Origin of the sequence: Rhizobium sp. BT04, assembly GCF_030053135.1 — a bacterium.
Classification (GTDB): Bacteria; Pseudomonadota; Alphaproteobacteria; order Rhizobiales; family Rhizobiaceae; genus Rhizobium; species Rhizobium binxianense.
On sequence record NZ_CP125653.1, the window covers coordinates 278002 to 302831 of the forward strand.

18 protein-coding genes are annotated in these 24830 nt (G+C 60.7%); 8 read left to right on the forward strand and 10 right to left on the reverse strand.

The window, feature by feature from the left end:
- Position 1: 1 nt before the first annotated feature.
- Positions 2 to 877: an FHA domain-containing protein gene (locus QMO82_RS32505; protein WP_183608783.1), complete on the forward strand. Its 876-nt coding sequence runs from the start codon at positions 2 to 4 to the stop codon at positions 875 to 877.
- A 145-nt stretch (positions 878 to 1022) separates the two neighbouring features.
- Positions 1023 to 1793, forward strand: a complete 771-nt coding sequence (locus tag QMO82_RS32510; protein ID WP_183608784.1) for an SDR family NAD(P)-dependent oxidoreductase — start codon at positions 1023 to 1025, stop codon at positions 1791 to 1793.
- 263 nt (positions 1794 to 2056) lie between these two features.
- Here QMO82_RS32510 and QMO82_RS32515 read toward each other — a convergent pair whose 3' ends face one another.
- Entirely contained in the window at positions 2057 to 2428 is a 372-nt protein-coding gene (locus QMO82_RS32515; protein WP_183608785.1) for a hypothetical protein, read from the reverse strand.
- Between the two features lie 120 nt (positions 2429 to 2548).
- Complete coding sequence (locus tag QMO82_RS32520) at positions 2549 to 3433, reverse strand: LysR family transcriptional regulator (protein WP_183608786.1); 885 nt, start codon at positions 3431 to 3433, stop codon at positions 2549 to 2551.
- Between the two features lie 125 nt (positions 3434 to 3558).
- Here QMO82_RS32520 and QMO82_RS32525 point away from each other — a divergent pair, with 125 nt between their 5' ends.
- Positions 3559 to 3744 (forward strand): 4-oxalocrotonate tautomerase, encoded by a 186-nt coding sequence (locus tag QMO82_RS32525; protein ID WP_097616603.1) that lies wholly within the window; start codon positions 3559 to 3561, stop codon positions 3742 to 3744.
- 215 nt (positions 3745 to 3959) lie between these two features.
- Here the strand turns inward: QMO82_RS32525 and QMO82_RS32530 are convergent, their stop codons facing one another.
- Both QMO82_RS32530 and serA read right to left on the reverse strand, forming a co-directional pair.
- Positions 3960 to 5534: a carboxylesterase/lipase family protein gene (locus tag QMO82_RS32530; protein WP_183608787.1), complete on the reverse strand. Its 1575-nt coding sequence runs from the start codon at positions 5532 to 5534 to the stop codon at positions 3960 to 3962.
- A gap of 171 nt (positions 5535 to 5705) precedes the next feature.
- Positions 5706 to 6944, reverse strand: coding sequence for a phosphoglycerate dehydrogenase (serA, locus tag QMO82_RS32535; protein ID WP_183608788.1), 1239 nt, complete (start codon positions 6942 to 6944; stop codon positions 5706 to 5708).
- Positions 6945 to 7394: 450 nt separating this feature from the next.
- Here serA and QMO82_RS32540 point away from each other — a divergent pair, with 450 nt between their 5' ends.
- Complete coding sequence (locus tag QMO82_RS32540) at positions 7395 to 8366, forward strand: DMT family transporter (protein WP_183608789.1); 972 nt, start codon at positions 7395 to 7397, stop codon at positions 8364 to 8366.
- Between the two features lie 169 nt (positions 8367 to 8535).
- On the opposite strand, the gene QMO82_RS32545 is transcribed toward QMO82_RS32540, so the two are convergent.
- Complete coding sequence (locus tag QMO82_RS32545) at positions 8536 to 8847, reverse strand: DUF982 domain-containing protein (RefSeq protein WP_183608790.1); 312 nt, start codon at positions 8845 to 8847, stop codon at positions 8536 to 8538.
- Positions 8848 to 9250: 403 nt separating this feature from the next.
- Between QMO82_RS32545 and QMO82_RS32550 the strand changes: the two genes are divergently transcribed.
- The 4 genes from QMO82_RS32550 to QMO82_RS32565 all read left to right on the forward strand — a co-directional run bounded on the left by QMO82_RS32550 (position 9251) and on the right by QMO82_RS32565 (position 15022).
- On the forward strand, positions 9251 to 9472 hold the full coding sequence (locus tag QMO82_RS32550) for a hypothetical protein (RefSeq protein ID WP_183608791.1): 222 nt from the start codon (positions 9251 to 9253) through the stop codon (positions 9470 to 9472).
- A 114-nt stretch (positions 9473 to 9586) separates the two neighbouring features.
- Entirely contained in the window at positions 9587 to 10276 is a 690-nt protein-coding gene (locus tag QMO82_RS32555; RefSeq protein WP_183608792.1) for an HAD family phosphatase, read from the forward strand.
- A gap of 99 nt (positions 10277 to 10375) precedes the next feature.
- Positions 10376 to 10855 carry a GNAT family N-acetyltransferase gene (locus tag QMO82_RS32560; RefSeq protein ID WP_183608793.1) on the forward strand — a complete coding sequence of 160 codons (480 nt, stop codon included), beginning with the start codon at positions 10376 to 10378 and terminating at the stop codon, positions 10853 to 10855.
- A 435-nt stretch (positions 10856 to 11290) separates the two neighbouring features.
- Complete coding sequence (locus QMO82_RS32565) at positions 11291 to 15022, forward strand: SIR2 family protein (protein WP_183608794.1); 3732 nt, start codon at positions 11291 to 11293, stop codon at positions 15020 to 15022.
- A 48-nt stretch (positions 15023 to 15070) separates the two neighbouring features.
- On the opposite strand, the gene QMO82_RS32570 is transcribed toward QMO82_RS32565, so the two are convergent.
- From QMO82_RS32570 to QMO82_RS32590, 5 genes are read right to left on the reverse strand one after another with little or no spacing between them, the layout of a single operon-like run.
- Positions 15071 to 17473 carry a serine/threonine protein kinase gene (locus tag QMO82_RS32570; protein ID WP_183608795.1) on the reverse strand — a complete coding sequence of 801 codons (2403 nt, stop codon included), beginning with the start codon at positions 17471 to 17473 and terminating at the stop codon, positions 15071 to 15073.
- Positions 17474 to 17510: 37 nt separating this feature from the next.
- On the reverse strand, positions 17511 to 18692 hold the full coding sequence (locus QMO82_RS32575; protein WP_183608796.1) for a serpin family protein: 1182 nt from the start codon (positions 18690 to 18692) through the stop codon (positions 17511 to 17513).
- Positions 18693 to 18706: 14 nt separating this feature from the next.
- Positions 18707 to 21223 (reverse strand): trypsin-like serine protease, encoded by a 2517-nt coding sequence (locus QMO82_RS32580; protein ID WP_183608797.1) that lies wholly within the window; start codon positions 21221 to 21223, stop codon positions 18707 to 18709.
- A complete protein-coding gene (locus tag QMO82_RS32585; RefSeq protein ID WP_183608798.1) occupies positions 21220 to 22836 on the reverse strand; it encodes a caspase family protein in 1617 nt (538 codons plus the stop codon). Before QMO82_RS32585 ends, QMO82_RS32580 begins: the two co-directional genes overlap by 4 nt.
- Before the next feature lie 22 nt (positions 22837 to 22858).
- Positions 22859 to 24814 (reverse strand): DUF4384 domain-containing protein, encoded by a 1956-nt coding sequence (locus tag QMO82_RS32590; protein WP_183608799.1) that lies wholly within the window; start codon positions 24812 to 24814, stop codon positions 22859 to 22861.
- Positions 24815 to 24830: the final 16 nt, after the last annotated feature.

Below are 24830 nucleotides of genomic sequence, written 5' to 3' on the forward strand. Positions count from 1 at the left end.
CATGGCCTTTTCCTTCTTTCGCGGAAACAAACCAAGCCTGCTGCAGACCGGCCCCGGCGGCCAGAGCCGCAGCCATGTGCTCGACCGGCCGGAAATGTCGATCGGCCGGGCTGCTAATGCCGATATCGTCGTCGACGATCCGTTCCTGGCGCCGATCCACGCCCGCATTGAAAAGCAGAGCGACGGCGGCTTCATCATCCGCCGCATGGGGCTGAACCCGATCATGCTGCGCGGCGAAGCGCTGTTGCAGACGGCCTCGCTGAAAGCCGGCGACAGTTTCCGTCTCGGCAAGGATGTCGAATTCCAGTTCGTCGTCAAGGCAGCCGCCAAGGAGGCGCCGAAGAAGGAGGCTGCCAAGGCCGGCGAGATCAAGCCGAAGAAGCCGCTCCTCAAGCAGCCGGCCTTCCTGGCCGGTATGGGGGTGGTCTATCTCGCCATCGTCGGCATCATCGGCTATGTGATCCTGTCGGACAGCGGCAGCGCGGAGGGCGGCCCGACGGTCGAGCGCATCCATGCGGAAGCCGCCCGCATCCCGACATGCATCAAGAATGCCCGGCGCATGCGCCAGGTTTCCGAGCAAAGCTTCAACGGCGCCGTCGGCGGCCGCGTCGGCAGGGATGGCGAGGCAACCTATGCCGCGCTTTCGCTTAGCGCCGAACCATCGGATGACGCAGCACTTGCCAAGGCCGCCGAGCCGATCGTCGAGGCTTACAAGCGCACGGCGCTCGCCGCCTTCGCCTCGGAAACCCGCGGCAACAATACGCTGGCACGGAACCTCTACCAGCAGACCTACGATCTCGTTCCCGACGTCAACTGCTCGGCCGCGCGTTTCGCGCTGCAGCGCCGCGCCGCCACGAAGCCGCCGGCACGGCGGTGATCGGGGCTCTGCGGAGATGCTTGCGCGTCGGCCGAGTTGTTCGGCGTTGCACGGGGCTATGATTGTCCGAGAGGCTTCCCGCTTTGCACTCCGGCAGTCGCACAATTGGCCAGGTCCAAATAAGGTTCATCAAGGGAGCACCATGATGCAGAGGAATGCGCCGGACTTCAGCCTTGAAGGCAAGGTGACTTTGATAACGGGAGCGAGCCGTGGCATCGGTCGAGCTTGCGCGCTTGCCTGTGCCGCGGCAGGCTCCGATATCGTCTTGGGGGTCCGCAATGTCGCAGCGTCGGCGGATCTGGTCGCCGAACTCGAGGGCGCGGGACGAAAAGTCCTCGCTGTTGAACTGGACATTCCCAATAAAGACCATATCGCACAAGCCGTCGACGCAGCGTTGACGACATTTGGCCGGCTCGACGTCCTCGTCAACAATGTCGGCGTGGCTCCAGGCAATCTCGCGGAACTCGTCGAAGAGAAGGACCTTGACGAGATCCTCGATGTCAACATCAAGGGCACATTCCTGATGACGCAGGCAGTCGGGCGTCACATGATCAAGCGCAATGGCGGCCGGATCATCAGCATCAGCTCACAGGCGGGCACCGTGGCGCTTCGCGGCGAGGCAATCTATTGCATGAGCAAGGCGGCAATCAATCACCTGACGCGCTGCCTTGCAGCCGAATGGGCACGCTATAATGTCACCGTAAACACCGTATCGCCGACTTTCATCCATACGGATGGTACAGCCCCTTTTCTATCCGACGCCGCCAATCGCAAAGCGACGCTCGATCACATTCCCCTCGGCCGGATCGGTGAAACCGACGATGTGGTGGGTGCCGTCGTCTTCCTGGCATCGCCGGCTGCCAGCCTGATCACCGGCGCGAACCTGTTGGTCGACGGTGGATGGTCCGTCGCCTGAGGCCGAGGTCACATCGTCGGGAAGGGTCGTGCCGGAAGACATACTCGCGAATTCGAAGAAGTCTCCCAAATGCGCTGGGGTGAAAACCGCAGGCATGGTTGTTTACTATACCTCTGCAGCCGGATACGTCGGCCCTGACAAAGCAACGTTCAGGGAGTCCTATGGAGACGGAATTGTTCGCGACGTGACTTTCGACCTCAACGTAGTCAAGTAGACCGCGCGGGGATGGCTCAAATAGCTGAATGGTCTCTATGGCTTAGCAATCATCCAGCGATCGTCGACGCACAGTAGGTGAAATAGCTCCCATACAAATCACCCATACCGTTTCCGATCGACCAATCCGTTACGCTGACGTGAGTCCGCCCAGCTCCCGTTTGGACAACATCGATGATGGTCTGCATTTTGTGTGGTGGGAGGGAAATAAATCTCACTTGTTTCGCATCATCATGGTTTTCGCGAAGCCAAAAATTGCTGGGCAGATACTTCGTTGCGCAGCTGGCTATCGCTTTATAGTCGCCGTTCAACTCAAAATCGGTAAAATGTTGAAGCATAGGGTCGCAGCCGCATAGCGAGATGACGGCCAAAAGTGCCGCCAAGCGCTTGCGACAGCTTACGAGAATTACTGGTTTTACCATATATATTGTTTCCGCGCTGAGCCTGAACCCGGTAATTCGTCAAACCTCGATGACGTATGCTTGGATAGCAACCACATGGATGAGCAGACAACCCCTTAGCCATGTCTGCCTCGATCGACTTTAGCCAAACCGGTCCACCAGGAAATCGATCACCGTGCGTAACATCGCTGTCGGTCGCCGGTTCGGGGCATAGATGAGGGACATGGGCACAGGCTTGTAGGACCATTCCGGCAGCACCTGCTCAAGCCGTCCTTCGGCGATGTCGGCGGCGAGCAGCAGTTCCGGTTGAAGCACGATTCCGGCGCCGCTGAGTGCTGCCATGCGAAGTGCTGCCCCCTGGTTGGTCGAGAATTTTCCGGAAATCAATACGTCGCGCAGTTCGCCGCCCGGCCCGACCAGATGCCAGCGATCCTGCATGCGCCAATAGGAGTGGCCAAGGCAGAGATGGTTCGTCAGAGCCTCCGGCGAGGCCGGCCGGCCATGGCGGGCAAGATAGTCCGGCGCGGCGGCGAGAATCCGCCGGTAGGGTGTGAGCGGGCGGGCGACCAGGCTGCTGTCGGCGAGCGGACCGATGTGGATACCGAGCTCGAAACCCTCGCCGACGAGGTCATGGACATTGTTGTCGAGCGACAGCTCGATGCTGACGTCGGGATAGGCGTTCTGGTATTCGATCAGCGCCGGCACCAGGATTTGCGTCCCGAAGCTGACGGGTGCCACCAGCCGAAGCCGGCCGCGCGGCGCCGACTGCAGCTCGCTTGCCGAAGCCTCGGCCAGCGCCACTTCGGACAGCGCGCGTTTGCACCGCTCGTAATAGAGCTGGCCGACCTCTGTCAGCTGATGGCGGCGCGTCGTGCGATGGATCAGCTTCGCCCCGAGCCGGGTCTCGATGGTCTTGATGTGCTTGGCAACCATGGCCGGCGACACCTGTGCGATCTCCGCGGCCGCCGCGAAACTGCCATTGTCGATGACCCTGACGAACATCGCCATGCCGGCCAGCTTGTCCATGATTGCCTACCTGTCGGTTTCGAATGACGATACCTCAAGCTTATTTATCAACCGGAGCATTTACAACATAGTCGTCATGCCCGCGCCAAGGCGACGGCATTACCAACCATGACCCAGGAGAAACCATGCCCATTCTTCACCTGCAGATGCATCCCGGCCGCACCGACGATCAGAAACGCGCCTTCGCGCGCGAAGCGACCAAGGCCGCCGTCGAAACCCTGGCGTGCCCGCCGGAATCGCTGGAAATTCTGATCACGGAGATTGCCAAGGATTCCTGGGCGGTTGGCGGCAGGCTCAAATCCGAGGCCTGAGGGACGATCCGCAGTGTCGAGGGCTCGAGCTGCGGGACGCCACCGCGATGGTATTGGGCAGGGAGCCGGCACTCGGCTCCCGTGCTGAGGGGGCGACTGGTTGATTTTACTGGCCGCCCCAAGGCGGATGACAATGACAAGCGTGTTTCCGTTCTATGCGCCACAGCGGTTCCCGCATGGGAGAGGCAACACACCGAGCGACCGGCGCCCCCCCGTCACTTCTTTTCCGCCCAATAGCTTTGCCAGAGGTCGAGCCTGGGCTTTAGCGTATCGGCTCCGACCGTCACGCCGTGATTGGTGAAGTCGGTGACCCTGTGGACGGATGGGTCGTGGTGAGGCCATTTTGGCCGTGAGCCTCCATTGGGGTCACCGCTCGTTGCAAATTCGACCCAGTAAGCACTCGCCAATGTGGCCATGGCCCAGTCGGCAGGTGTCACCTTGTCTTTCACCAGTGCGTTTGGAATGTTGAACGTATACGGAATTTCGAAGCCGTGCAGGGTGCCTTTCCATGTCGGATCGTTGCGGAGAGCCTCGGCGACATAGGAGAAACGATACCACCACGTCGGCTGACCAGCGCGGATCATCTCGTCAGCGAGGTGGCGAGATGGTTCAACAACCGTTTTGTCGGCCAGAACCTGCTGCCTCAACTCATCGAGCGTCTGTTGGCCTGTGGGATCGTAGAGCGTCCGGGCTTCGGCTGCATGGTTCCCGAAGAGCGCAAAGAGATCGTCTTTCGTCGCTGCCTGACCGATGCCGAGATCACGATTATTTGCCCCGACGATGACGGGAACCGGCGCTTGACGGCCTGCCGCAAAAGCCGCTTCCGGCGTTTCGAGCAAAAACCGCCCGTCAATCATCGCGCCGGAGATGCCGATGACGGGCTCGCCTGCCGACATTCCTGCCAGCACGTCTTGTGCCGATGCACCTTCGGTCAGCTTTTTCGCAGGCAACGCCCGAAGGGCGGCGAGAGCGTCGGCATCGCTCCCATTGATTCCCAGAGAAGCCGCATAGTCCAACGCGGTTTTCTCTGCCGCTTTTAAAGGTGACAAAGACGTGCTCTCAGCACGCGCGGTAGGCATATCCGGCGACTGGAGAATGGCGCCGCGGAACAGCCCCCGTGACAACGGCGATACCATGTGCGCCATCACCGAGCCGCCACCGGCCGACTCTCCGAATATCGTCACTTTCTTCGGGTCACCGCCGAAGGCTTCGATATTTTGCTGGACCCATTTCAAGGCTGCCAGCTGGTCCATGTAACCATAGTTGCCGACGGGCTCGTCAGGGGATTCCCTTATCAGCGCAGGATGGGCAAAGTAGCCGAGCCGTCCCATCCGGTAATTCATGCTGACGAACACAACTTTGCGGGCGGCCAGTTGGCCACCGGGATATTGAGGGGTGTTTCCATGGACAAGAGCGCCGCCGTAAATCCAAACCATCACCGGGAGGGGTGTTTTGGAGCGCTTGGCGGGTGTCCAGACATTGACGGTCAAACAATCCTCTGACTTCGGCAGGTCATCGGTCTGCATGCAGGACAGACCGAAATTGCTTGCATCCCTGGTGCCGCTCCATGGCTTTATTGGCCTGGGATTGCGCCATCTCAGATCACCAACCGGTGGTGCGGCGTAAGGTATGCCTTTGAAGCTGACGACCGTGCCCGACCTCTCCCCCTGCAACATTCCGCTGTCGATTTTAACGGTGTCGTCTGCCGCACTTAATCGTGGCGCGAACGTCATCTGAGAAGATGCGACTGCCAAGAACAGCAGAAACTTGTGACTGCGGTTCACAAACACTGCACTCTCCACCGCTAAAGTTGAGACGGTTTCAGAGCAAAATACTCCGATATAACGGCAACGAGAAGCGTCCATCCGACGTCGACCAAAGTCCGCGATTGGCGCATCCCCCGGGACATTGCGTGTTTCATTCTGCCAGTCTCAATGGCGATGGACCATTTGCTTGATGCGTCAATAGACCAAACGCGTTCTGATCGTTCCCGGGATCTCGCGCAGTGCCTGACTGATATCGTCGGCTGCACGGGACACGTCCTCGACTTCGATAACCACATAACCCGTATCGCCATGGGTCTGTAGGAATTCGGCGACGATATTTAGCCCACGCGACGAGAAGACCTCGTTCAACTGGATGAGCATGCCGGGGCGGTTTTGGTGAACATGGATGAAGCGTGTACCGGTCGGGCGTTCAGGCAGCTGGACCTGCGGAAAGTTAACGGCGCCTATCGTCGAGCCGATGTCGGAATATTCGACCAGCTTTCTGGAGACTTCTCCGCCGATGCGCTCCTGGGCCTCTTCTGTCGAGCCTCCGATATGCGGCGTCAAAATGACATTGCTCAAGCCCTGCAGCGGCGTTTCGAAACGCTCTTTGTTCGATGCCGGCTCCCTGGGAAACACATCAACCGCAGCACCTGCCAGATGGCCCTCTTTCAAGACTTTCGCAAGCGCGTCGAGATCGACCACCGTGCCGCGGGAATTGTTGATGAAGATCGCGCCTTTCTTCATACGGCGCAGTTCGGTTTCGGTGATCATATTGTGCGTCGATGGCGTTTCCGGAACGTGCATCGTCACATAATCCGAGATTTCCAGAAGCTCGCCGAGCGAAGCCATCGATTCCGAATTGCCGCGGCGCAGCCTATCGGAGAGATCGAAATAGCGCACCACCATGCCCATGCTTTCCGCAAGAGCACTCAGTTGCGAGCCGATATTGCCGTAGCCGACGATGCCGAGGGTTTTTCCGCGGACTTCTCGGCTGCCGACAGCGGATTTCTCCCATCCGCCCTGGTGCGCCGACGCCGAGCGTGGGAAGATTTGCCGCGTCAGCATGATGATCTCGCCGATCACAAGTTCGGCCACCGAGCGGGTGTTCGAATAAGGCGCGTTAAACACCGGTATCCCGCGGCGGCGTGCCGCTTCCAGATCGACCTGGTTCGTGCCCACGGAAAAACAGCCGACCGCGATCAGCTTCTTGGCAGATTCGAAAATGTCTTCTGTCAGTTGCGTTCGGGAACGAATGCCGATGATATGCGCATCAGCGATATGGCTTTTGAGATCCCTGTCATCAAGCGCTTTCGGCAGATGCACGAGATTGGTGTATCCGCAAGACGAAAAATAGTCCACGGCGCTCTGGCTGATGCCTTCAAGCAGAAGCACGGAAATTCGGTCACGCGGGAGGGAAAGCTGAGGAGGCATAGAGAGACTTTCGTTTTCCTAGTTTTGAGAAGAAGATGTGGTCTGTAGGCCATCCTGGCGCAATGATACGGCTTTGCGACTATCCGACAAACAGTGCAAGCACAAATCCCAATACTCTCTGCTGCTGCTGGATGTGTCTCGGCGGTCGATCCCCAATTGCGCACGTCGATACCATGACGTCGCGAGCTGCGTGCTCGCGCTTGAAAGGTGTTGCGGCCGAAGCGGATGCTTGGTCTCCCGCTCACTTCATAAGAGCGGAACCACCGCAACTGGCGCAAAGCGGCCGAGGCTCGTCGGCGACCGGTCCCAAGCAGCCAGAGCCTCTTCATCGGGACATGCTGCGTTTTAATCGTCGCCGGCCCGCCGACATGGGAGGTCGTCCTCGCCCAATAGGCGAAGTGCCGCCGCCTTCATCTGTGCAGCGCTGGGGAATTGTGGCATAACTGGGCCATGGCGATACATGTCTTGGCGGTCCATCGCGACACGGTCGGGACGGAACAGGCGGCGGGCGGTTCGCTTACGGCTGCCTATTCCGTGGGGGTTTTCTGCTGGCTGCTGTCGGCCGGCGTCTATATCGCCGCGAAATGGGTCTCTTCGGAGATGCCGCCCTGGGCGCTTTGCTTCTGGCGCGTGCTGATCGCCTGGGCGATCCTGATGCCGATCGTGTACCGGCATTTCGGCGCCATGGTCGCGCTTGTGCGGGCTCGCGGCCTCGAGCTGCTCGCCATCGGCGGTGTGGGGCTTGGCGTCTGCCAGGGCCTGATTTTTGTCGGCCTCGAACATGCCGATGCCACGACCGCCGGCATCATCATCGCCCTGATCCCGATCATCACCATGATCCTTGCCCGTTTCATCCTGGCTGAGCCGATGGGACGCTGGCAGGTGATCGGATCGATCCTCGCCTTTCTCGGGATCGTGGTCATCATCGTCAAGGGCAGCCCGGCTGCGCTCTTGCGTCTCGACCTCAATCCCGGGGAGTTGTGGATCGTCGCCGGCGCGTTCTGTTTCAGCCTCTATACCGTCCTGCTCCGCCGGGCGAAATTCGATCTCAATCGCCTTGCGCTGCTGGTGCTGCTCCTCGGTGCAGCGGTGCTGACGGCGTTGCCCTTCTATCTCTCTGAGCTTGTCTCCGACGAGCGCTCGACGCTGAATGCCAGCGGCCTTATCGCGCTCGGCTATGTCGCGATCCCGGGCGGCGCGGTGATGTATTATCTCTTCAATCGCAGCATCGAGGCCCTGGGGGCGGCGCGGGCGGGCGTGCTGCTTTACATCCAGACGATCTTTATCGCCATGCTCGCCTACCTGTTCCTCGGCGAACAGCTGCAACGCTATCATCTCGAAGGCGCGGCACTCATCGTCGCCGGCTTGCTTCTCATCATCCTGCTGAAGCCAACGACCAGAGCGGAGGCGACCAAAGCCTGAGTATGAGCGCAATGGCTTTCCCAATGACCGCTTCTGGGGCGCATAGCCGCCATAGGCCCTGTAAGGCCAGGGCCTGGTCGGCACATCCCCGTTTTCGGCCAGCGAACTTAACGACCGCTTCTTGGCGCAAACCCGACGTCGATAGGCAGGTAGCCCCTGGAAATACGGCCTATGTTCGCATCATCGGGGGCAAGTCCGGTCGCCGCTCTGCCAGTCCTCGCGGCACGAGCGAGAGAGTGGCGATCCCCGCCTCATCGGCCGCACGCAGAAGCGCTTCCCGGAATTGTTCCGGGGCAATCTTCCCGCTCAATGCGTCGACGCAGGCTTTCACGGCAGCCACATATTCCTCGCCGTCATCGCAAGGCCAGTCGTGGATCAGGAGACGCGCCGCGTCGCCCAGCGTCCATACGATCTTGCGAGATGCCGGTCCTCGCAAAGCGAATCCGACCGGCGTAAATGCTGATGATGTATTCCAGCACATTGTCCTCGACCCCTCAAGGCACGGGTACTACAGTCCCCGCAATCAATATACGCGCGTATTTTGAAATTTGGAATTGAAAACTATCGAGGGGCACGGCTTGAGCGCGAGGCTGTGGAATCAAGAAAAAAGGGCGCCTATGGCCTTATGTCGGAGCGCCCTGCGCTGCGTCGACAGGTGTTGCACTGATAGACGCATTATAGGGTTCGCAACAGATTATCCTGCCCCGTGTCATCGGCATACCGCTCCCCTTTTTGGTCTCCACTCTTCAGATCGCTCACCGTAATGGGGGGCAAAGCGACCCTGCACATCACATCGAGCGGTGAATTATTTTGTGATTTTAACGACTTTGGTGACGAAACTAAAAACAGCCTTCCTGTAAGCTTGCGGCTTTGGAGCTGTGCGATTGATCACAACACGTCACTTCACCTTCGCGGCAATTCTGCTCGGCCTCTTTGGATGCTTGGCCGGGGCTTATTCGCTAACCAATCTGTCGCTCGAAGGGATGGATCGGAGCCGCTTCACCTATGAGTTTAGGAGGTGCTACTATCCAAACTGCGACCGCATGATCGTGCATGACAGATGGCTCGACGAAGCTCTGGCAAAAGCACAGCGACGCAGTCATTGATGATCGGCCAGGGGCCGTTGTCGGCCGAAGCGGACAATCCGCTTTGTGTTTTCGTGGTGCAGTCACGGCAAGACAGGATACACTCAAGCGAATACCCGTTGTCGAAAGCCATCAATGCAGCGCCTGCCCCGTGCTCCCAAAGCCGTCCTGTTCGACATGGACGGTTTGATGTTCGATACCGAAGCTCTGTACCGGGATGCGACGATCACGGCTCCACGGAATGCGGGTTTCGAATTGCCCCTGTCGGCCTATCTTGAAACCATTGGCTTGCCGGCTTCCAGTGTCCGCGAACTCCTGTTGGCCCGGTTCGGCAAGGATGCCCCTCTGGAAGATCTCTGGAGGCAGGCTTCGGAACTCTTCGCGCAGATGGTGCAAACGGATTTGCGAGTGAAAGCAGGCTTGCCGGAAATTCTATCCTTTCTCGAAGCGGCGCGGATCCCTTCGGCCATCGTCACCTCATCGGATCGGACAGCCGTCGAGGCGCATCTTTCCGCAACCGGGCTGCAAGGCCGGTTCCAAACCATTGTTGCCTATGGCGATCACACGGCGGGAAAGCCGCATCCCGCGCCATACCTGCTGGCCGCCGAGCGGCTCAACCTGCCCATATCGGAATGCGTTGCCCTGGAAGACTCCCGAAATGGGGTTCTCTCCGCATCAAGCGCGGGCGCGATGACCATCATGGTGCCGGATCTGGTTCAGCCGGCTCCGGATGTTGTTGGCCGCTGCACTTGCGTCTTGGCGGACCTTCACGCCGTTCGGGACTTGATCGCAATCTCGATCGTGGGAGCCGCCGTGGAGCCGTGAGGGAACAAAACTGCAGGCCTAGAGATGCACTCTGCCCTTCATGCAGTTGACAGGCCGGGACGGTTCTTTCATCTGGAGCGCAGATCAGGAGCCTCTCACATGACCCTTACAGTACGCCCCGCGAAGCCTTCAGACGCGGCAACGATCCTGCGATTTGTCCGCGAATTGGCCGACTATGAAAAGGCGATCCACGAGGTCGAGGCGACCGAGGAGAGCACGCGTGCGGCGATCTTCGGCGACGGTTCGGTCACGCATGCGCTGATCAGCGAACGCGAAGGCCAAGCGATCGGCATGGCGGTCTATTTCTTCAGCTATTCGACCTGGCAGGCGAAGAACGGCCTTTATCTGGAAGATCTCTACGTAACACCGGAGGCGCGCGGCTCGGGGGCCGGCAAGGCGCTGCTGCGGCGCCTGGCACAGATCGCGCTGGAGAAGGGCTGCGGCCGCTTTGAATGGAGTGTGCTCGACTGGAACGAACCTTCGATCCGCGTCTATGAGGCAATCGGCGCGGAGCCGCAGAAGGAATGGATCCGCTATCGGATGGCCGGAGAGACGCTGGCGGCGTTTGCCCGCGGCTAGGATACTCTATTTTTCTTGGCCGCTGCGTTTGCGTCTTGGCGGACTGACCTGCCACTGAGAATTTCCTCCAGAATGGATTAGAGTCCGGCCTATTAAGGGACGGACGAATGAAGAAGCAGAGATTTACGGATTGGAGGCGAGACCAGCGGCTCGCTGGAACCGGTGTGCTGAGGGAGCAGGAGGCTGGCGCGAAAGGCGGCCGACCTCTGCCGCAAGCACGGGATTTCAGAAGCAAGCATTGGGGAAAACTCACCACCACCACAAATAGAATTTTGAGGGATTGCTTCGATCAAATATCTTCGCGGCGCCGTGGAGATTTAGTCCTTGCGATTCGTTGCTGAAGGTCCAGCCATACCTGACGAGCTTCTCGTCGCTCGCGACGATGGGCGCGTGATATTCTTCTGTGGAGCGGGAGTTTCCAGAGCAAGAACAGGCTTGCCGGATTTCTTCGGCTTGGCTGAGGCGGTTATAACCGAGTTAGGGGTGCCGTCCCAAAGCCCTGTTCATCGTATTCTGGCGGAAGCTCGTGACATCGAAAAGAGGACAGGAGTCGCCGGTCTCATATCCGCTGACAAACTGTTCGGCTTGCTGGAGCAAGATTTCAATCGCAAGGACATCGAAGCTGCTGTTGCAAAATCACTGAAGCCAGGGAATGGCGCGGATATGAGCGCCCATCGCATGCTTGTTGATCTAGCAACGGCTCCCAACGGCAACGTCCAACTCGTCACCACAAATTTTGACCGGCTTTTCAATGATTGCAGCGCGGCCGTCGGCTCCACGCTTTTCCCGAATTTGCCCGATCCAGCACGGCAAGGGGCAATAAACGGGATAGTCTACCTGCATGGAAGAGCAACCCTTGATTATCGGGGTGCAGAGAACGATGGCTTTGTGCTTTCAAGCGCGAGTTTCGGAAAGGCTTATCTGTCTGACGGCTGGGCTGCGAATTTCTTCAAGGAGATTCTGAAAAGGTTTGTGGTCGTCTTCGTTGGATACACGGCGGACGATCCGCCGGTGCAATACCTCCTTGAGGCGCTCAACTCAGATGGAGGCTACCTAGAGGGTGTCTACGCTTTTCAATCAGGCACAGAGGACGCAGCGATTAGGAGGTGGAGGCATAAGGGCGTTCGAGCGATCCCATATGATCCAACCGACAGCCACAAGGCGCTTTGGGACACGCTAGAGGCTTGGGCGGCTCGTGCCAACGACATCGATGGATGGTATGACGCTATTCTACGAAAAGCGCGAAAAGGTCCCGATAAACTCGCGCCGCATGAGCGCGGTCAGGTTGCGCACGTCGTCGGAACGGCTGAGGGCATTCGCCGGTTTGGCGCGGTGCAATCTCTTCCAGCGGAATGGCTATGCTCCTTTGATCCGTGCATCAGGTACGGAAAGCCAGGTTCAATTGGAGACGGCTTCAAGAGAAGCGATCTTTACGTCGATCCGTTCGATTTGTATGGATTAGATTCCGATGATGTTCCGAAGAAAATCGAACAAGGAAATTATCACGCAAAGCGTGATGTGCCGAAAACCGCATGGAGCGCTTTTGAGCCGAGCGCCGAAGATCGGCTTACGCTCGGTGGTGGCACCTCATCGTCATTCAGGGGACCGCTCTCAACGCTTCCTATTCGACTTCCACCACGGCTCGATATCCTCGCTGTTTGGTTCGGAAAGATATCACATGCACCGGCGGCTATTTGGTGGGCTGCGAAACAACTCGGTCTTCACCCATTCCTAGTAGAAGAAATTCGCTGGCGCCTCAAAGATCAGGAAGATCCTGTCAATGATGATGTTCGCACGGCATGGAGCTTTCTTTTCGAAGCTTGGCAACACGATCCACATCGAAGCAGACGAGCTGCCTATGAACTCCAAGAGGCGAAAAAAGCTAGGGGATGGGATCGAGCCGCAATTCGGCAGTTGTCTGCCTATGCTCGGCCGTATTTCACGGCGCAGCCTTCATACTCAAGTTCGCCAATACCGCCCGTTGGAAAGCGTCTCCACCTGCGCGATCTTGTTCATGTCGACGTCGAATATCCCGACATCGCAGCGTTCAACGATGTACCAATGGAACTCAAGAGCCATGTTCTTCGGGAATGCAGGCGTAACTTAGAGATCGCGGTCGACCTTGAAAGCGAGATCGGCGGATTTGGACTCAGTCACGTCAGCCCAATTATTCCCGATGACAATCCGGAGATAGATCGCTATGCGCGATCCAGAGGCTTGAGCCGCCTTTTACTCTCATATGTGTCAATGCTTTCAGGCCTCATCGAAGCCTATCCAAACTCTTGTCGCCACGAAATCGATGCGTGGCCAACTGATGACAAGACGGTCTTTGCAAGACTTCGCATCTGGGCGCTGGGGAATAAAATTCTTGTGCCCGATCAAGATTTCCTTCCTCATTTTAAGAAAATCAGCCGTGAAGCTTTCTGGTTCCCCGATCATCAACGCGACCTGCTTTTGTCCCTGGCATCTCGTTGGAATGACCTCGGCATTGACCAACGGAAGGAGGTTGAGCGGAGACTGGTCCAAGGGCCAAAACGATGGAAGCGGGAACAAGCTCAACAATATGAAGAGCGGAAAAATGCGGCGATTGCGACACGCGTTCGCTGGATCGCCACAAACACGAACGGGCTTACCTTCGATGCCGACAGTTACGTGGCGAAAATCCGCCTAAAGGCCCCTCGTTGGGAGCCAGATTGGGCAAACTCAGCTACAGATTCGCGCGAGGGACAATCTGGTACGGTTCGCACCGATACTGATATCGAAGTTTTAAAGGATGTCCCTGCATCGGAACTGCTTAAAGAAGCCAAAAATGCCTCGGGAAGAAGCAGTTTTCTAATCGAAAAAGACCCGTTCGCTGGGCTAACAAAGAGCCGCCCATTAAAATCGTTGGCGGCTCTTAAGGATGCCGCGAAGAAAGGAGATTTTCCGGTATGGGCGTGGTCACGTTTTCTGGAATCTTCAGCCCGCAAGAATGATAATCCAGCCCTGATCTGCTTGATCGCAAATCGATTGATAAGCTACCCGATTGCGCCACTGTCAGAGCTAATAAGACCGATTTCCAGCTGGTTTGAGACTGTGTCGGAAAAGCTGGCGGCTGCGGACATTCCCTTATTCGATAAGACTTTCGAATACCTCATTTCAATTCTACTTTTCGCTCCAGAGCAAGCGAGTTCCTCCATTGTGCGAGGGGATGAGGAACCTGATTGGACGATGGAAGCCATAAATTCGCCTGTTGGACGGATTGCTGAAGCAATACTCGACGACCCACGGAAACAGGGGCTTGAGTGGCACCAAGGCCTCCCGGCAATTTGGCGGCAACATTCCGCAGATTTGATCAACCTCGCTGGAGACCTCCGTCGCCATGCCCTGGTGATTTTCGGCCATCAAACAAACTGGTTGTTTGCCGTCGACCCGGAATGGACTCGGGCTAATGTTCTGAGCGTGCTCGATGGAGGTGACGTCTCTGACCAAAATGCCTTGTGGGCAGGCTTCTTTTGGGCTGCGCGTGTGCCAGACACCGACTTGTACGTTCAACTTAAACCACACCTTCTCAGAAGGGCGACGGAACGCAGGAGTGTCCGGCGAAATTATAACGAGATCATCGCCGGAATGCTTATGGCCGGTTGGGCCAGTTTCGATTCTTCGGGTAGCAGGTTGGTAGGTAGCGAAGAACTTCGTGATTTACTCACATCTACTGATGACGAGCTGCGTTCTCATGTGATCTGGCAATTAGAAAGATGGTCGGAAGAAGCGACAAAAGCAGGTCCCGACCCCGACCAAAATTGGTCCAAATTGTTGGTACCCTTTCTCAAGGAAGTCTGGCCAAAACAGAAGAGCGTCAAATCACCTTTGGTCTCCGCCCGATTGTGCGAGCTTGCGTTTTCAAGGCGAGATGATTTCGTGGAGGTGGTAGATACGATCCTTCCCCTTGTATCGAAAATTGAAGGCGATCAGCTCTTCCTCCCTATTCTGAAAAGGTCGGACAAGTCGGTGATCGACGGAAACCCAGGCAAGACACTGGAATTGCTGTATGCGGTTCTTCCGGATAAGGTACGAGCATGGCCGTATGGCACTGAAGGCGTCCTCAAACGCATTCAGGATGCTGAACCTCTCCTGACAACCGATATTCGATTGCTTGAACTGCTGCGCCGCGTCGAGCTTCGTTGATGTCGAAGCGTCGAATCGGCGCGGCCTCGGCCCCACCCTTCCGTCCCCTCACCGCAATTCGGCCGTAACCCGGAATATCCCACCCGCCGACGCATCCGAGCAGACGACGAAGGTGGAGCCTTCCTGTGCCATGAAGGCGACGTTGCCGCCGGCTTCGCAGGGTGTGGCGCTCCATTGCAGGATGATGTCGCCGTTGTCGGGCAGTTTTTCCGTGGGGAGCTTCGTTGCACTTGCCATCCATTCGGTTGCCGACGGCAGGTGGACGGGGGCGTTCAGCTGTTTCGACAGCCAGGCGGTGTAGTTCTGGGCGACGGCAAGCGGCACGTCGTCGGCCGGCTGCTGCGGATTGCCGGCATAGGCCTCAGCCGCGGCCGGATCGGAATTGGCGGTGTAATATTCCGCCATCTCGGCGCGGGTGACGGCCTTGGTCTGCATGCAGAAGGACTTGTCGATCTTCACCGCGCCATTGGCAACGCCGAGCATGCCGCCGAGCTCCTTCATCGAGGAGGTCATCAGCCGGACATTCTCCAGCGAATAACTTCCGGCCGGCACGGTCTCGAAGGCAAGGGTCTGCGAAACCGGGCAGAAGCCGCGCGCCGACAGCGCCTCGAGATCTGCCAGGATCGGCTGGTAGGCTGCGAGCGCCAGCTTATAGGCTTGCGCCGTGTAGCGGCGGTCGGCCTCGCCGATCTTCGGGGCGAGAGCGGCAAGCGCCGGCTCGGCGGCACCGGCGCGGGTGGCGATCGAGGCGTTGAGATCGGCGACTTTCTGTTTCAGCGCGGTGGCCTCGTCTTTCGCCGCCATGACATCGGCGATGACGGCGTCGAACAGTTTGGCGGCGTCGCCATAGGCTGAGGTCGCGGCCGGCATCTGCCATTGCTCGGCCTTGGCCTTGGCATCGGTCATCAGGCCGCTCGCCTTGGCGACGTCGGGGCTATCGCCGGCGCCGATGCGGTTGACGGTTTCGCGTTTGGCCGCGGCGTCCTTTTCGGCCGCCGCCAGCGCGGTGAGCGCCTTGGCGAGATCGTCAAACGTGGTTTTCGACTCGTCATAGGCGCCGACCGCGGCATGCATCTGCTTAGCAGTGGCGGCCTCGGCGGCGGTCTTCATCTTGGCGTCGGCCTCGGCAAAGGCCGGCGCCTTGTCGCCGCCTGCGGCCGAAGCGGCCGCTTTCGCCTTCTCGGCATTCTCTTTCGAGATGGCGATCAGTGCATTGCCGAGATTGATGGCTGCCGTTTGATAGCCCGGAAGGGCCTTTTCGTAATCCTCGTCTTTCAGCAGCGCATCGGCAGACGTCAGCGCCGCAGCACCCGTGTCATAGGCGAGCTTTGCCTGGTCACCGGAAGGACGCTCCGGCGCCTTGGCGGCGATCGCCTTCTGTTTGCGGCTTTCGGCCTCCTTCTTCCAGGTGCCGACATCGGCGACGAGCTTCGGATCCGGGGCGAGCAGTTTTGGGATGGTGACGACGCCGACGCCGATGCAGATCAAGAGCAGCGCTCCGATCATGGAGAGCTTGGCCAGCGTCCACTTTTTCGGCTTCGGCACTTCCGGCTGCTGCATGCCGCCGCGCGGATCCCACGACATCGGCTGGATGCCTGTGGTCACCCGGGCAAATTCGCCGAGCGCATCGGCGCCCGTGCGCGGTCGCGCGGCGGGGTCGCGGCTCAGCATCCTCTCCACCAGGCTTGCCAGCCCCTCGGGAAAACCGGGGATCAGCACATCCAATCGGGGAAAAATGTTGGAAGGGTCGAGATGGATGTTCTTCCAGCTCTGCTCACGCTGGTGCTCGTCTTCCCAGACCATGACGCTGTCGAAAACGCTGGCATAGGTCTGCCGCGGCAGGAAGAGCTTGTAGGCGATCATGCCCATGGCGTAGATATCGAGCGCCGGCGAGGCGGAGAAGGTGCCGCTGGCATAGATCTCCGGCGCGCCGAATTCCGGCACATAGGGCGGAATGATGTGCTCGCCGATCTTCGAGATCAGGTGCAGGTTGCCGATCCGCACCGACAGGCCGGAATAATCCTCGGAGACATAGATGCATTGGTCCGTCAGCGCATTATGGGCGTAACCGGCGCCGTGCAGCGTCGCCAGGCCTTCGAGGATGTGGCGGCCGATCTCGACGGCGCGTTCGTAGGCCACCATCTCCGTTTCGTCGAGATATTGGTGCAGCGTCTTCGACGGCCGTTTCTCGACGATATAGAAATTGTCGTCTTCCGGCGATGGCGGAATGAGATCCTCGATTTCGACGAAGCGCCGTGCCGTCAGCGATTTGGCCTCGTTGATCGAGGTCCAGACCCGTTCGAAACGCGCCTTGTCCAGTTTCAGCGCCACATCCGGCGTGACGATGAAGACCGCATGATCCATCCGCTTGTCCTGAGCGGGATAGACGACGAACTCGTTTTCATAGATCGGCTCGCCGATCGTGTAGCGGGCGATCAGATCACTTCTCATGCACGTGTCCCCCTGCATTCATTCATGAAACCGAATTCTATTCGCCCGCCAGAAGCGGATCTCCAATCAGGCCTGCGGCGAGCAGCAGGCCGCTTCTCGTATCGCGAAGCGCGAAGGCGAAACGGGCATCGGCGACGACGCGAACAAGCTTCGGGTCGATGCTGCGTTCCGTGATGACGGCCGTCGCTGCCGCTGCCTCCGTGCCGTTTTCGTCAACCTTGATCATCGTCTTCTGCAGGACATGGGACAAGCGGATGTTTTCCCTGGTGAAACCCGGGAAACTGGCATGCTTGGCCTTTTCGGGCGCCACGCCCATCGCAGTCAGTACCGGCATCAAATCACGCCCGTCGTTCAGGGAAAAGCGGGGTAGGAAGATTTCGCCCTTGGCGGCCTCGAATTTCTCGCCCTGCAGCCAGGAGGCGAGCACCTTCAGGTCCGTGCCGCCGAGACCCTTGCCGGAGCGCGCGGTCACCACGACCATGCTGTAGCCCTCGCCTGTGTAGGCAAGGTCGACGGCGGAGAATTTCTCGTCGGAGCGGAATTTTTGCCCGTCGCCGGCAAGATGCATCATCGGCACCGAGACCGTCGAGCCGTCCGGCCGCTGAAAGGGGCTTGCCGGGCTTTCCCTGTCGAAGGACGTCTTCCAGCGCGCCTTGAAGGAGAGTGCGCCGAGGCTGACGAAGCCACCGCCGGGCGGCGCGTCGAGGATACTGGGAATGGCGCCCCGCGTGGCGTCCTTGACCCAGCCGTTGATGTGCTCGACCGATTTCGGCCCGTCGAGATCCTCGATCGAAGGCTTGATCCGGTGGCCGGCGAGCATGGGAAGCGCATCGGGGACGAGCACCAGCCTGTCGTCGAAGACGATCGCGACCGCCGTCGCCAAGGGCGCATCGGCCGCTGCCGGCTTTTCCCCGGTCATGGCGTCGAGTACCTTCTCCGGTCCCTTCACCTCGGCGCCGAAGCCGAGGCTTTTGGCGATGGACGCTTTACCCTCATCGGAGGCGCCGAGGCTGGCGACACCGAGCGCGGCGGCAAGGCTTGCCGGCGACACGATGATATTGGCGACACCCTCCTTTGCCAGCGTGCGGTCGATGAGCTCGGCGGCAAGCCCTGCCTGCGCTGTCAGCATCGCCTTGCTGTCGCCGGCATTGCCGGCATGGGCTGGGGCAAGCGCCATCAGGGAAGCGGCAAGCCCGGCCAGCAGAGTGGATTTCGGCATGGTTCGCTCCTGTTTTAGCGGATGCGATAGAATTTGGAATCGAACGACCATTTGCCCTGGACGCCGGTCTCGTCGTCGCCGACGATCCTGAGGCTGCGGGCAAGATCGTAGACATAGTTGAAGGCGGCGCGCTGGCCGACCAGCGGTGTCGGCACATCGGGCAGGTCGAGCACCTCGATCGGCTTGTCGCTGAGGATGGCGACGACCATGCCGACGCCGGCCGGCCCCTCGACCTGATATTCGAAGCCGATATAGGGATTGCGCGCATCGGGCACGACGACCGGCCGGGCCGGATCGAGCCGGTTGTCGCCTGTCTTGGCCGTCGGCTTCAGGCCCATCGAGCGTTTGTTTGGGTAAAGCTGCGTCAGCTTGCCGGCGGCGTCGATATCGACCAGGATCAGGTAACCGGATTTCTTGGTGGAGACGCGCATCGCCACCTTGTCGCCGATGCCGACCGAGGTGCCGGGCAGCATGTCGACGGCGACGCCCGCCTCATTGTCGCTCTTCAGCGTGTTCTCGACGGCGGCGACCGCCGTCTTCGCCTCCTCGCCGGTGATGACGTCGCGGCCGAGCGCATCCGGCTGGCCGTAAAATTGCGGCACCGGCGTGAAGCGGCAGTCTCCGGCATGCGTCCGGCAATATTCGTCCGATTTGCGCCGGACGTAGTCGAGCAAAGCGGCATTGCTGACGTTAGGCTTGTCGGCGGCGCGCGCCACGCCATTTTCCACCCCTTCGATGAAGTTGCGGGTGAAAACCCCCAGCGCCGGCTTGGCCTCGCGGTCGACGAACGCCCACTGGCCTGAGTTGACCGCCGACCAGACCATGGCGCTTTCGCCGCCGAAGGAGAATTTCGCTTCCTTGCCTGACTTGTTCGGCGGTTCGAGTGCGGCCAGCGCCGGGCCGAGGCAGCGCACGGTGCCGGAGGGTGCGGCCACCGCGCTGCGGCTGCCGGGGCCGACATGGCAGGCGTCGATCAGCAGGGTGACGCGGCGGTCCTTGAGGCTGTTCAGCCGGGCGGCGATCTCGGTTTCGCGAATCTGGTTGGTGACCGTCACCTTGCCGCCCTCGCGCAGCAGCTTGGCATCGGCTGCGACAAGCGTCGGGCTCGTCGTTTCCTCGGCGCCCATTTCTTCCGAGCCCTGGCCGCTGAAATAGAGGAAAACCCGGCTTCCCGGCGTCGACTGGCGCACCAGCCAGTCGTCGATTTCGGCCAGGATCGCCTCGCGGGTCGCCTTGCGGTTGGTCAGCGTGTGGATCTGTTCCGGGCGGTAGGCAAGCGTTTTGGCGAGGAAAAGCTGCATCGCCTTCACATCGCTGGCGGAGCCGGTCAGCTTCGCCTCGCGCATCTCGTAATCGTCGATGCCGATCAGCAGGGCGCGGTCGCCGGGCGAGCCTTGGGTCACCGGTGTCTGGACGGTTGGGGACTGGACGGCGGGTTCGTCGGCGGCAGGCTGCTCAGTGGGTGTTTCGGTCGTGCCGGCCGGCGCGCTATCGCCTGCGGGCGGGGTGTCGCCGGTGGACGGCGAGGTTATGGCGAGGTTGGCCTCCTGCTGGCCGGACTGCTTCTGTTTTGCCCCGGTGCCGGTGGTGGTCGACGCGACCTGATCGCCGGCGGCCGGCCCTTCAACATTTGGCACGTCGCCGTCGGTCTTTGCGGCAATCCAGTCGCGGAAGGCGGCGACGCGGGTATAGACGCCGTAATGTTCGGCCTCGGCGCAGCCTGCACCCCAGCTGACGATGCCGAGCTGGATCCAGCGCTTGTCCGGACGCTGGGCGACCAGCGGCCCGCCGCTGTCGCCCTGGCAGGCATCCTTGCCGCCTTCGGCATAACCGGCGCAGACATTGCGCTCGTCGATCGGGTTCATCCGCATCGAGCTGTCGCGATAGGCGGCGCGGCAGTCCTCGCGCGGCACGATCGGCAGTTCCACTTCCTGCAGCTCCGTCGGCAGGTATTTGTCGTCCCAGCCGTGATCGGCCTTGGTGTAACCCCAGCCGGTGACGACCGCCTTGTGGCCGGCGGCCTCCACCGCCTCGTCCGAGGCCGAGGCGAGAGTGGCCGGCTTCGATTTGGCGGGCTCGGCGAGCTTGATCAGGGCGATGTCGTTGGCGAAGACCTTGCGGTCGAAATCCTCATGGATGATGACGTCTTCGACTGATAGCCCCGGTTTGTCGGGGCCGTCGACCGCGATCACCTTGTCGATCTTCGACTTGCCCTCGACGATCAGCAGGTCGCGGGCGAAGAGATCCTGCTTGCCGGAGCGGCCGCTGGTGACGCAATGGGCGGCCGTCAATATCCAGCGCGGTGCGATCAGCGAGCCGCCGCAATGGCCGCCGAAGCGGCCGCGCTGCTCGGGATCGGGCGCCAGGATCTTCACCTGCCAGGGCCATTCGCCCTTTTTCGCCGCCTGGCCGCCGATGACGCGCCCGCCATCCTCGCCGGCAAAATCGGTATCCTGCTGCGCCGGCACGGGAGCAGCCAGAAGCAGCATGACGGAGGCAATGGTGAGGACCCGGCTGATCGACGTGCTCATAACTTGGCTCCGGCGGAGGTATAGAGGACGGTGAATCCGACGCGCGCGCCCTCGGGCAGGAATTCGCCGAGGCGCCTGGCGATATTGCCGGCGGTGCGGCGCCTGTCATTCTGCTTCAGGAACTCCACAAGTTGCGGCATCGGGTTTTCCGAGGTGACGGCGACGAGCAGGTCGGTGCCGAACGGCGCGACGACGGAAAGATCGAGATCGAAGGTCTCTGACATCTCGGTCTCGGCATCCCTTTCGCCGGGATAGAGAAACTGCACGGTGCCGTCGCCGGTGACGTCGAAGAGCACCAGCTTGCGGCCCGATAGATCCGAAACCGTGACGCCGACGCGCTCACCTTCGCGATGGACAGTGTCGGAGGGCGTCACGCGCACGGTCTGCGGGCCTGCTTCCGACAGCCGCTTCAGCGTGTCGAGCGCGGCCATCCGGTCGACGACGAAAGGGATGTCGCCGGCGCCGATGGCGGAGGCGACGACATCGCCGCCGGCAATCGCTTCATGCTTTTCGGGATCGAAGACCAGTTCGGCATCGGCACCCTCCGTCAGCTTGAACGGCGTGACGGCCGGGTCGAGCCCCTGCAGCACCGGCTCGGCGCCGAGGGCGGCAACGCTGATCGGCGCGGGCTCGGCCGGCGGTGGAACGGTTGATTTCGCTGCCGCCGACGTCGTGCCTGCACCGTCGTAGGTATAGACGACGGCGCGATCGAGATCGGTTCCGGGCGGGCTTTCGGTAAAAATGTTCTGCCGCTGGTCGGTGAACTGGTAGACCGACTGGCGCACATATTCGAACAGTTCGCGGCGGCTGACGGCGCCGTCGCCGTTGCGGTCGGCAGCGCCCTCGAAGGCACGGGCGGTGGCATAACTCAGTGCGCCGCGTTTCTGCGGAATGCCGGGAATCGAGATCTCGGGCGACTTGGTGTTGTCGTCGACGGCGGCGAGGAAGGTCAGCCGTTTGTAATCGAAGCCGGTGGACAGCGCATCCGCCGTGGTTGAGATCGGCGCGAGGTCGTCCTCCTCGATCGTATAGGAAGGCGCCTGGCGCCAGGTGATCTCGGCGCCGCGCGGATCGACATCGCGGGTCATGCCGCCGGCATGGCAGGTATCGGCGACGAAGACGACATCGGCGCCCTTGGCCTCGAGATTGCGGATCAGCACCTTGAATTCATCGCCGAAGATGCGCTCGCGCGATCCGGGCAGCCGGGTGTCGAAGCCGGCGAGCACATAGACCTCGTCGCGGCCGCTCGGTTTCGAGCCCTTGACGCGCTCCGGCTCGCTCGATCCGTGACCGGCAATGCCGAGCACGACGAGGTCGCCAGGCCCTGCCCTTTCCGTCACGGCCTCGATCGCATGGAAAATGCCTTCGCGATCGGCAGCCCCATTCTTCAACAGCGTCATGTCTTCGACGCCGACCGAGCGCAGCGAAAGCGAAAGGTCCTCGGCATCGGCGACGGCGCCGTGCAGCGGCGGGACGTTGCGGTAGAGATCGATGCCGATCAGCACCGCCCGGACCGCGCCGCGCTCGGGCGCTTCGATCGTCCTTGCCAGGCTGTCGGCGGCCGCCAGGGTGAGGAGGGCAAATGCGGCGGCCATGGAAACGGATGCGGACATGGCCAAACTCCCCTCGCCCCCGTTATTCGCGGCGCCATTCGACGCGCCGGTTCAGCGCATCGACATCGTCTTCGGTGAGGTTTGCGGTGGCGGTCACGTCGACCGGCTCGGAGGCGCCGCGGCCTTCGGCGTCGATCGTCGCATCGATGCCGTGGCTCTTCAGGAAATCGGCGACGGCCTGGGCGCGGCGCTCGGAGAGCTTCTGATTATAGTCGTCAGCGCCGCGCCGGTCGGTATGGCCGACGAGGATGATGCGGCCGGGTTTCTGCTCCTTCAGCGCTTCCAGCAGTTCCTCGGCGGCCTCGGTGCCGATCGAGGTGAAGCTCGACTTGTCGAAATCGAAGGTGATCGGCACCGGAATCGAGACCGGCACGATGCCGCGGACATTCTCGGAATAGATGCCGCCGAGCACGCCGCTGCGGTGGTCCTTCTCGGCCGGCACGAAGCTACCTTGCGGATTGTCGCTGGTCGGATTGGCGGCAAGGATGCGGGCCTGGGCGGCGCGCTGGATGAGATCGGAGATCGTCTCGGCCGGCGGCGCCTTCGGCGTGCGGGTCTCGTTCTTGATGATCTCGATCGCCTGCTGGTAATCGGCGGCGGCATCGGCAAAGCGGCGGGCGGAGAAATAGATCTCGCCGAGCGTGGCGGAGGCCTGCCAGAGCACCTGCGGGCTATCGGCAGCGACAAGCAGCGGCTCATAATCGGCGACCGGCTGATTGGCGGCCATCATCTCCTGGGCGGCGGCAAGCCGGAGGGCCGCGACGCGGCGCTGGGCATTCACCTGGAACTGGCCACAATCGGCGCTGACGGCGATCGTATCGGCCTCAGCGGCGGCAGCATTGATATCCTTGGCGGCAACGGCGGTGTTCAGCTTGTCGAGCAGGGCGGTGCAGGCGGGCGTATCGGCGTTGGCGACCTCGATCTCCTCGCCGGCTTGATCAGGTTCGGCCGATCGGCCGAGGTTCAACTGCGGCATCTTGATGCTGAAACCGCCGGGCAGCTTGAATTGCGGCATCTTGAGCTGCGGCATCGGCAGTTTCGGCATCTTCGTCTGGGAGGTCTGGGCCGGCTGCTTATACTGGGTGGTCGGCTGCTTATATTGGGTCGGCCGGGTGGATGAGGTGGTGTCGGCGGGACCGATCAATTCCAACTCGTCGGCGGCAAGCTCCTGGCCGGGCGCCAGATTGGTGACGATCTTGTATTTCTTCGGAGGCTGCGTCGTGGCCTGTTCGACAGGTTTCGGCGCCACCTTTTTCGGGGTGACGGGCTTCGGTTTTTCCACCACCGTTTCCGGCTTCTTGGCGACTTCCTGTTTCGTCACCGGCTTCGGTTTCGGCGCAACGGGCGGCTTGGCAGCCTGCTCGACCGGGGCCGGTTTTGCTGCGGGAGCGGCTGCAACCGGCGGGGCTGCGGAAGGCGGCAGGGCCGTCGGACTATCGACCGTCGTCAGCATCAGCGTCTTGCTGCTGATCTTGGTGCCGAGGCTGCGGGCTTCTTCAAGGCTGCGGGAAACGGCATCCATGCCACCGTCGATCGAGCGGAACATGCCGCTGCCGCTGCCGCCGAGATCGGCGAAGATGGTCAGCGGCTTGGAGGAATAGAAGACCTTGATCTGCTCCTGGCCGACCGGGCCTGAGACCTGCAGCCGGGCGCCGCTTGCCGGATCCGGCACCTGCACGCGCTTGCCGGCGCCGACCAGCGCATCGGTCTGGTACTTGTTCGGGAAAAGCTTCACCACGGAGCCGTTTGGTGAAACGTTCAAGACCGTGACATAGGCGTTCTCGCTCGACTGGATGAAGAGGCCGACGACTTCGCCGATGGCGTATTTGGCTTCTGCGCGATCGAAGGTGATGCTGACGGGGCCGGTCTGGGCCGGCGCTTCGGTCAGTGTGCGTTCGTTCTGGGCCCCGACGGCGGGAACCATCGAAAAGAGCGAAAGAAAAGTGGCTGCGGCTAGGATGGCTTTGCGGTTCAGCATTGGAAAACCTCCTCTT

Excerpts from the sequence above, each read along its gene's own strand:
- QMO82_RS32560 (WP_183608793.1), top strand. The coding sequence starts at position 10,376 with ATGACCCTTACAGTACGCCCCGCGAAGCCTTCAGACGCGGCAACGATC.
- serA (WP_183608788.1), bottom strand. The coding sequence starts at position 6,944 with ATGCCTCCTCAGCTTTCCCTCCCGCGTGACCGAATTTCCGTGCTTCTG.
- QMO82_RS32505 (WP_183608783.1), top strand. The coding sequence starts at position 2 with ATGGCCTTTTCCTTCTTTCGCGGAAACAAACCAAGCCTGCTGCAGACC.
- QMO82_RS32580 (WP_183608797.1), bottom strand. The coding sequence starts at position 21,223 with ATGAGCACGTCGATCAGCCGGGTCCTCACCATTGCCTCCGTCATGCTG.
- QMO82_RS32525 (WP_097616603.1), top strand. The coding sequence starts at position 3,559 with ATGCCCATTCTTCACCTGCAGATGCATCCCGGCCGCACCGACGATCAG.
- QMO82_RS32585 (WP_183608798.1), bottom strand. The coding sequence starts at position 22,836 with ATGTCCGCATCCGTTTCCATGGCCGCCGCATTTGCCCTCCTCACCCTG.
- QMO82_RS32575 (WP_183608796.1), bottom strand. The coding sequence starts at position 18,692 with ATGCCGAAATCCACTCTGCTGGCCGGGCTTGCCGCTTCCCTGATGGCG.
- QMO82_RS32555 (WP_183608792.1), top strand. The coding sequence starts at position 9,587 with ATGCAGCGCCTGCCCCGTGCTCCCAAAGCCGTCCTGTTCGACATGGAC.
- QMO82_RS32545 (WP_183608790.1), bottom strand. The coding sequence starts at position 8,847 with ATGTGCTGGAATACATCATCAGCATTTACGCCGGTCGGATTCGCTTTG.
- QMO82_RS32515 (WP_183608785.1), bottom strand. The coding sequence starts at position 2,428 with ATGGTAAAACCAGTAATTCTCGTAAGCTGTCGCAAGCGCTTGGCGGCA.
- QMO82_RS32540 (WP_183608789.1), top strand. The coding sequence starts at position 7,395 with ATGGCGATACATGTCTTGGCGGTCCATCGCGACACGGTCGGGACGGAA.
- QMO82_RS32590 (WP_183608799.1), bottom strand. The coding sequence starts at position 24,814 with ATGCTGAACCGCAAAGCCATCCTAGCCGCAGCCACTTTTCTTTCGCTC.
- QMO82_RS32520 (WP_183608786.1), bottom strand. The coding sequence starts at position 3,433 with ATGGACAAGCTGGCCGGCATGGCGATGTTCGTCAGGGTCATCGACAAT.
- QMO82_RS32510 (WP_183608784.1), top strand. The coding sequence starts at position 1,023 with ATGCAGAGGAATGCGCCGGACTTCAGCCTTGAAGGCAAGGTGACTTTG.
- QMO82_RS32570 (WP_183608795.1), bottom strand. The coding sequence starts at position 17,473 with ATGAGAAGTGATCTGATCGCCCGCTACACGATCGGCGAGCCGATCTAT.